At 48.5% G+C, this 7,079-nt stretch carries 7 protein-coding genes and 2 pseudogenes; all 9 read right to left on the bottom strand.

Annotated features, from left to right (window positions below; translation table 11 throughout):
- Positions 1-50: 50 nt before the first annotated feature.
- Positions 51-260: pseudogene (locus KDK13_RS19175) on the bottom strand (DUF5615 family PIN-like protein); the annotation flags it as partial.
- Positions 261-321: 61 nt separating this feature from the next.
- Complete coding sequence (locus tag KDK13_RS07185; RefSeq protein ID WP_257284294.1) at positions 322-543, bottom strand: DUF433 domain-containing protein; 222 nt, start codon at positions 541-543, stop codon at positions 322-324.
- A gap of 105 nt (positions 544-648) precedes the next feature.
- On the bottom strand, positions 649-936 hold the full coding sequence (locus KDK13_RS07190; protein ID WP_257284295.1) for an addiction module antidote protein: 288 nt from the start codon (positions 934-936) through the stop codon (positions 649-651).
- Positions 933-1,067, bottom strand: a complete 135-nt coding sequence (locus KDK13_RS07195) for a hypothetical protein (RefSeq protein ID WP_257284296.1) — start codon at positions 1,065-1,067, stop codon at positions 933-935. The genes KDK13_RS07190 and KDK13_RS07195 overlap by 4 nt, the downstream gene beginning before the upstream one ends.
- Before the next feature lie 159 nt (positions 1,068-1,226).
- Positions 1,227-1,586, bottom strand: a pseudogene (locus KDK13_RS07200) (type II toxin-antitoxin system VapC family toxin); the annotation flags it as partial.
- Positions 1,587-1,598: 12 nt separating this feature from the next.
- Entirely contained in the window at positions 1,599-1,877 is a 279-nt protein-coding gene (locus tag KDK13_RS07205; RefSeq protein WP_257284297.1) for an AbrB/MazE/SpoVT family DNA-binding domain-containing protein, read from the bottom strand.
- Between the two features lie 936 nt (positions 1,878-2,813).
- Complete coding sequence (locus KDK13_RS07210) at positions 2,814-5,015, bottom strand: polysaccharide biosynthesis tyrosine autokinase (RefSeq protein WP_257284298.1); 2,202 nt, start codon at positions 5,013-5,015, stop codon at positions 2,814-2,816.
- 42 nt (positions 5,016-5,057) lie between these two features.
- Positions 5,058-5,648 carry a polysaccharide biosynthesis/export family protein gene (locus KDK13_RS07215; RefSeq protein ID WP_257284299.1) on the bottom strand — a complete coding sequence of 197 codons (591 nt, stop codon included), beginning with the start codon at positions 5,646-5,648 and terminating at the stop codon, positions 5,058-5,060.
- Between the two features lie 128 nt (positions 5,649-5,776).
- Complete coding sequence (locus tag KDK13_RS07220) at positions 5,777-6,991, bottom strand: hypothetical protein (protein ID WP_257284300.1); 1,215 nt, start codon at positions 6,989-6,991, stop codon at positions 5,777-5,779.
- Positions 6,992-7,079: the final 88 nt, after the last annotated feature.

Genomic DNA, 7,079 nt, shown 5'->3' on the forward strand with positions numbered 1-7,079 from the left:
AGGGGCTTTGATATTACCCGTGCTTGTGTGTCCGGAAAACTATAACCACTTCAGTTGTCTATTAAAACACGCTCAACAACCGCAAGCTTGACATTACCGATTTTCAAAAAAATCAGTTTTGGTGGGTGTCCGAATGCTTCCAGCATTGATAAAAAATCCTTATCTTTACTGACAATGGCAAGCCCATTAGCTTTTGCAAAGCTCCATAATTCAATATCCGTAGAGTTGTGCAGGCTTGCATGAATAACATGCAGGCTTTCGGAAACTGGGGTTCTATTTGTGCTATCAACCGGGGTGAAAGATTTTCATCAAGCAGCAGCATCAGGCTGCACCTTTTATGGTATTCGCTGCATAAAGAAGTGCTGCTTTTATCTGTACCGCTTGCAGGTTGGGGTGGTCTACCAGGATTTCATCAGAGCTCATCCCCTCAGCCATCATTTCAAGAATATCGATAACCGTTATTCTTGTACCCTTGATACAGGGCTTACCATACCGTTTGGCTGAATCGGTTTCTATGTATTGCAAATAATCCTGTTGTTCCATGCCGTTGAACCTCTTTGCCACTGCTTATGGGGTCAGGTCATTCATCATGCCCAATGTAACCCAACACCCTTATTATACTTTGTACAGTTCGATACCAGAATATCACTAATGCTGAGGGCTGATTTTCAAACTCACTCCCAGGGCCTGAAGAATTTTGAACACTGTATCAAATCTTGGTTTCGCACCTGGCGTCAGGGCTTTGTATAAACTTTCCCGACCGAGGCCTGAGCCATTGGCTATCTTCTGCATCCCTGTTGCCTTGGCGATATCACCAATAGCCGATAAGAGCAAAGCTTGGTCACCCGTTTCGATGACAGCATTCAGGTATTCTGCAATCGTTTCACTGTCTTCAAGATACTCTGATGCATCAAAGGTCTTTAGCTTCCTGCTCATGTCATGCCTCCAGATTTTTTAAAGTCCCCGATGTGTCCCTGCTCCAGCAATTTAAGAGAAGCCAGGATTCGAGCCTTGCCCTGCTTGTCTTTAAGTTTGTGCAGCCACTTCTCGAAGTGGTCAGTGGTCATGAGCAAGTACATTAAGGAATTATGTATCCATTTGGATACATATTCAAGTTACAAAAACCGGAAAAAAACCAGAAAAAAAAACCAGAACCAGGGTCAGGCCTTTCATCGTGCATTATTAAAAAAAACGAGGCCGGTCTTTCATGCAGAAAAGCAGCGTGTCTATTTTTCCAACCGGGTAAATTGTTTCAGCCGCGCTGCTTTTTTATCAAAAGTCCAGGTTGTTTTGCATTTCCTGAGGTTGTTGTGATGGCCTATCATTGCATCCGCAAAATCATAGCCATTGGTATAATCGACGATGCCATTTAATACCGCCTGACGATTATCGGTCATAATGCACTGGAGACAGAGAAGCTCCCGAAGTTTCTGACATTGTTTTTCTGCATTGACTTTATAGAAGTGACTGAGCACCCAAACGGTTTCTACCAGTACGATGGGGCTGAGGTAAATTTTTGGCAGGGCTTTCAATAAAGCCAGAGCTTGCTGGTGCTGCTTCAAATCGTCTTTGACAAGGTAGCGAACAAGGACATTGGATCAATACCGTCCATTATCATTATCCTCTCCGTTTTGCCAGGAAGCCATCGCACCTGCTTTGATGGCCTGTTCCCTATCTTCCAGTGTTCCTTGTTTGCCATTGGTGTCGCTGGCAAGACAACCTGCCAGCGCTTCAATGTCGTTATTCATGGGAGTGAGGGTGATTACACCGTCTTTTTCTTCAAATAGTACCTTGTCACCGGGGTGCAGGTGGAACTTCGACCGCAAGGCGTTGGGTATGGTTACTTGCCCCTTGCTGGTTATTGAGCTGGTAGACATGCTGGCTTTCTCGCAATAAGCACAGAGGTATTACTCTAGGTAATACCTCTGCTCTGTCAAGAAAGGAAAACCTGCTATTATTTCTGCTTATCAATCGGGTGGCTATAGCCTTACCGAGATTGCTGATTATTTTGGCCTGCACTATACAACCGTCAGCCGGATAGTGCGAAAACCCATTGGTCACGTCCTAAAAAAACTGTAGGTAAAAGGCTGATTGCCACTGTTTTGTGTTAAATTTCTGGTGATTATTGCAAGCAATAAATGCCATTTCGGATCCAGACCAAGGGCAGGAGTAACAGCTACTCACCTGCCTTTTCAAACAGTTGGGCAATGAGTGCTTTTGAATATCGGTAAAGGGAATACCCAACAGTAATGGCTTATGCCTGCAATTAATTAATGCCATCTGGCCAGATTCAGCGGTGCGGGTGAGATCACCACTGGGTTCTCTTAAACCCCTGATCCCGAATGTTTCCACAACCCTGCCCCCTTGCATCAATTCGTGTCCACAAAAGGTAGCACTTAAGTGGGTACAATCCCAGGAGGTTTTGCCGCGTAGGAGAGCCTTAAGTCCGACAAGCTCCCTGAGTCAACCCAACACTTTCCTGAAAGGCACGCTACCGCCCACCAGCTTTTTCACATTATGTTGGAACAGCGAAATATCAATTTGTAAAGATCATGCGACAGCAGACTGCCAGACATAAATCCTTTGGCTTATCTTAAAAAAGGCTGGAGACAATGGATTTGCCCGGCTTTTAAAATTCATGCATAACCAAGTCGTATTATAAACGACAGCGTTATAAGTACAACCACTTATTGTTTTTTTGTTTTAACTATTTAACAGCCCTTGCACTTGTAAAGCCAAGCGTTGATATACATACCGTTCGCACTAAAGCGGAGTCGAAAGGCGTAAACTCGATACCCTGAATACTCTGCCAATCAGGCAGAACCAGAGTAGTAGCCGTCGTGGTCGTAATACCCCTGGCTGTAACCATAAGCATCTTTCTGAGACGGGTTGATTTTGTTCAGAACAGCACCGGTCACTGGTGCTCGGGCTTGCAACAGACGACCAACGGCTACTTGAATGGCATTAATCTGCATTCGGCCAGCCTCTACCACATAGATCAGACCGTCGCAGTGACGAGAGACCATCAATACATCACTGACGTTCTGCACCGGTGGGCAGTCCAGCACCACATAATCGTAATGCTCTTTCAGTTTTTTCAGCAGGGTGCTGAAGCGCTCGGAAGCCAGCAGCTCCTGCGGGTTTGGCGGCACCAGACCACAGGGAATAACATCAATGCCATCCACCTTATGCACAGCCTCTGAAACGGAAGCCGTACCCGCCAGCAGGTTCGCCAGACCAGCAGAGCCGCCTTTAATAGCAAAGTTCTTACCCACCACCGGCCGACGCAGGTCGCAATCAATTAACAAAGTTTTACCCAGCTGCCCCAACGCCAGCGCCATATTGGAAGCGGTGGATGATTTACCTTCGCCCGGCACAGTGGAAGTGAGAGCAAACAGCTTATGCTCCTGATCCATGGCACTCAGATTAATACTGGTTCGAATAGTGCGAATCGCTTCACCAAAACCATGCTGCTCCTTATTGGTAAACAGGCTGTGAATCTGACCATCCAGCTTTTTATCGGTCAGCTTTGGCAGCACACCCAGTACTGGCAGATTCAGTTTCTCTTCTATATCTTTGGTTGTACGAACGGTGTTGTTCAGCATTTCCAACAGGAAGGCAATACCACAGGAGACCAGTAAACCAAGCAGGCCCGCAATAGCAACAATCAGCTTTTTCCTGGGCTTGACCGGATCCTCAGAGGCAAACGCCTGATCCACCACACGGGCATTGGCGGTTTGCAGGTCACTGGTGGCGGATGTTTCCTGAATACGTTTAAAGAAGGCATCGTACAGGTCTTTATTGATACGCACCTCACGCTCCAGGGCCTTTAGGCGGAACTGCTTGCGGTTGATATCCTGAACCTTGACCTTGGCCTCAGCTACTGCCCTTTCCAGGCTGCGCTCATTAGCCTTATCAATCTCATATTCACGTTCAACACCTTCAACAATATTGAGAACCTCCATTTCTATATTCTGTCGAATGCTTTCCAGCTCAGAACGGGCAGAGATCATTTTCGGATGCTTTGGCCCATAGCGACGGGAGAGCTCCAGCACCTGACGCTCCAGTTTGGATTCGTCCTGCTTCAGACCTTGGATCAATGGGTGCGCCAGCACTGCCTTAAGGGTTCGGTTATCATCCTTTTTCAGTTTCCCGGCACGGATCTGCTGATAGATATTCTCAGAAACCGCCAGTTTATGACGCACCTGCACCAGGGATTCGGTCAGCGCTTTCAGCTCATTGCTGGAAACGGTGAGAACACCCTCCATATCAATCAGCTGCTCCTGTTCGCGGTAGGCCTGCAGGTTCTGCTCTGCCACTTTCAGCTTTTCAGAAAGCTCACTCAAACGCCCCTGCATCCAGTTAGTAGCACTGAGGGTCAGGGAGAGTTTTGCCTCCATATAGGATTCGATATAGGCACTGGCAATAGCATTGGCAATCTGAGCAGCCAGACGCGGATTTTCCGATTGACCATGAATGCGAACAATCTGGGTTTTTCTGACCGGCTCAATAGTAACGCGCTCAGCCAATACATTGACCGTATCCCGCAGAATGGCGCTATCGTCTGCCACCGCTTCCGGCTGCGCAATACCCAGCAATCCCTGCCAGTCGGTCAACCCGGCATACCAGGGCTTTTCCTGCAGAGAGATATTAAACTCCGGGTTTTTCAGCAACCCGAGTTTATGCACCACTTTTTCCAGAACGCCCCTGGATTTCAATACTTCAAACTGGGTATTCAGGTAACTGTCATTACCACCTTCAATACCGTAGATCTCCTCAATGGAGACCACCTTGGCCTGCTCCTGCTCAATCTGCAGGACAGCTGTCGCCTGGTATACCGGGGTCATTGAGAACACCACCAGCGCCGCCATCAAAACGACTGCCAGGGTAAAGCCAATAATGGGCCAGCGGTAGGAGAGCAGAACATGAAAAATCTGACGAAGGTCAATAATATCTTCGTCCTGCATCGGTCTGGCTGAGGGCGCCGCCGAAGTCTTTTTAGAATCTGTAATCATAAAGCCTGCACAACGTGTCAGCAGCGATACTGCGTTAATTCATCAGAAGAAGCTTTCATTTATAGTAATAATGTCGCCCGGCAGGACGGACTCATTCAACGACAACTCCCGCTCAACGGCACGACCACTTTCTTCACGGGTGACCATAATGTCTTTTTTGGAAGCCCGTTGGGTAAAGCCTCCGGCCAGCGCCACCGCTTTTTCAAGGGTCAGGCCCGGCTCAAAGCTGAAACCACCAGGGGATTTCACCTCACCACTGACAAAGAACTTACGGTATTCCAATATGGAAACACTGACTCGCGGATCAACAAAATAACCATCTTTCAGCTGTCGGGTAATGTATTTTTCCAGTTGCCCGACGGTCATTCCTTTCACCCGAAACTCTCCCAGAAACGGGTAGGAAACGGTACCCGCATCCGTGAGGATCAGCTCCTTCTCCATATCGTCTTCGCCAAATACCGAGATGCCAATTTTATCGCCTGAGCCCAGCTCATAGCGGGAGAGGCTCATTAACTGATCAGCACTGGCAACGCCGCTGACCAGAAGCGCAGACACCACCAGCCCCGCTGCTATTGATGAACACAGCGATGGAAATAGTGATAAAAAAATTGATAAGGTTCGAACCGTTCCCATTACCACAACCTGCCTGATAACTCCTTAGAGCCGCCAGCAGAGCACTGACAACCCGACCAGCGAGTGAAATTTGACACGAAAAATCAGGCTGGGTCTTATGCCACAGCCTGCACGCTTTGTGATTCATCCTAGAGAGCAACGGTACCACTGAGCATGTAGACGTTACGCTTGTAACCATTTGCATCAACACCCGACTGACGGGCGGACTCATCACGATCACTGACCTCATAAGAGAGCGATACAGCAGCATTACGCATGAGATTCCAGTCCACCGAAAGACCGAACTGATTGATGGCACGATCCTTCTGGCTGACACCGAATCTATTCTGAACTTCCTCATCGGTGTAGCTGTAGCTGGCATTGGTGCTGATTTTCCCGGTCCACTGGTGATTCCAGCTCACTGAGCTGGCAGTACCCTGGGTAAAGTCTGCAGTCTGTGGATTTTCAGATTCCAGACCGTAGTCACGGCTGGTACTCAACTGAAATAAAGAGCGATCAACCGGCATGTAGCTGACACCCACTTCCCAGCCAGTGTAGCCCTGACGATCCACATCACTGGCTGAAGCATCCCGGTAACGACGGCCCAATTTGGCATAACCACTGGTTTTAGCCGTCGCTTCCCAGTTCAGACCCACCAGGTAACTGGTGATGTCGTAACCTGCGCCCTGCTCATTGGTGTAATCCAGCTCACGCTGTTTAATCTCCACCAGCGCGTCGGTTTTTGGCATGAATCGATAGAAGACGGTGGTCCCGTAATCGACAGTCTTACGGTCACTGCCTTCTTTGTCTCCGGCAGTTTTCTGATAATCCTGCTTATTGTAGTTACCAAACAGATCTGCACGCATCATGGCTTCTGTAGAACCAAAACCGTACTTCAGGCCACCCCTGGTGCGGGTAAACTCTGGAGCCTCTTTGTTGTCTGCACCATCAATCGTGGAACCAGCATCGTGGTAACGGCCGAGATCAAAATCCACATCCAGACGATTACGACTGTTAAACTCCTGATGAATCAAGCCCGTTACGCCATAATCAGTGAAATTGGCATCAGACTCGCTGGTAAAGCTGGTGTTTTTGGCAGCCAGTGTGGCTTCATAGGTGCTCATGCCCTGCTGCGCTTTAAAAGCAGCAGAAGCATCGACATTCACTACCGTAGAGCTTTTATTGGCCAGCGCACCCTCGCCTTCACGGAAGATATTGTCATCGTGACCAATAGCCAGTGCTGCCATTGGCACCACTTCCACCGGCCCCATATTGACATGGCCGGCATCTTCCACCGCCGCTACTGCAGTCACTCCATAACCTGCCATGGCCATGGCCAGGCTCAGCTTGCAGATCCCTTTCATTTATTATTTCACCCTACCGTATAAAAATGACCGCCATGAGCGGCGGCATGATTAAGAGTCGACATCCAGAGGGGTACACTGCCTGAGT

Origin of the sequence: Endozoicomonas sp. SESOKO1, from assembly GCF_024606265.1 — a bacterium.
Taxonomy (GTDB): Bacteria; Pseudomonadota; Gammaproteobacteria; order Pseudomonadales; family Endozoicomonadaceae; genus Endozoicomonas.

Coding starts and splice junctions, on each gene's coding strand:
- KDK13_RS07220 (WP_257284300.1), bottom strand. CDS start 6,991: ATGAAAGGGATCTGCAAGCTGAGCCTGGCCATGGCCATGGCAGGTTAT.
- KDK13_RS07190 (WP_257284295.1), bottom strand. CDS start 936: ATGAGCAGGAAGCTAAAGACCTTTGATGCATCAGAGTATCTTGAAGAC.
- KDK13_RS07185 (WP_257284294.1), bottom strand. CDS start 543: ATGGAACAACAGGATTATTTGCAATACATAGAAACCGATTCAGCCAAA.
- KDK13_RS07210 (WP_257284298.1), bottom strand. CDS start 5,015: ATGATTACAGATTCTAAAAAGACTTCGGCGGCGCCCTCAGCCAGACCG.
- KDK13_RS07205 (WP_257284297.1), bottom strand. CDS start 1,877: ATGTCTACCAGCTCAATAACCAGCAAGGGGCAAGTAACCATACCCAAC.
- KDK13_RS07215 (WP_257284299.1), bottom strand. CDS start 5,648: ATGGGAACGGTTCGAACCTTATCAATTTTTTTATCACTATTTCCATCG.
- KDK13_RS07195 (WP_257284296.1), bottom strand. CDS start 1,067: ATGACCACTGACCACTTCGAGAAGTGGCTGCACAAACTTAAAGACAAG.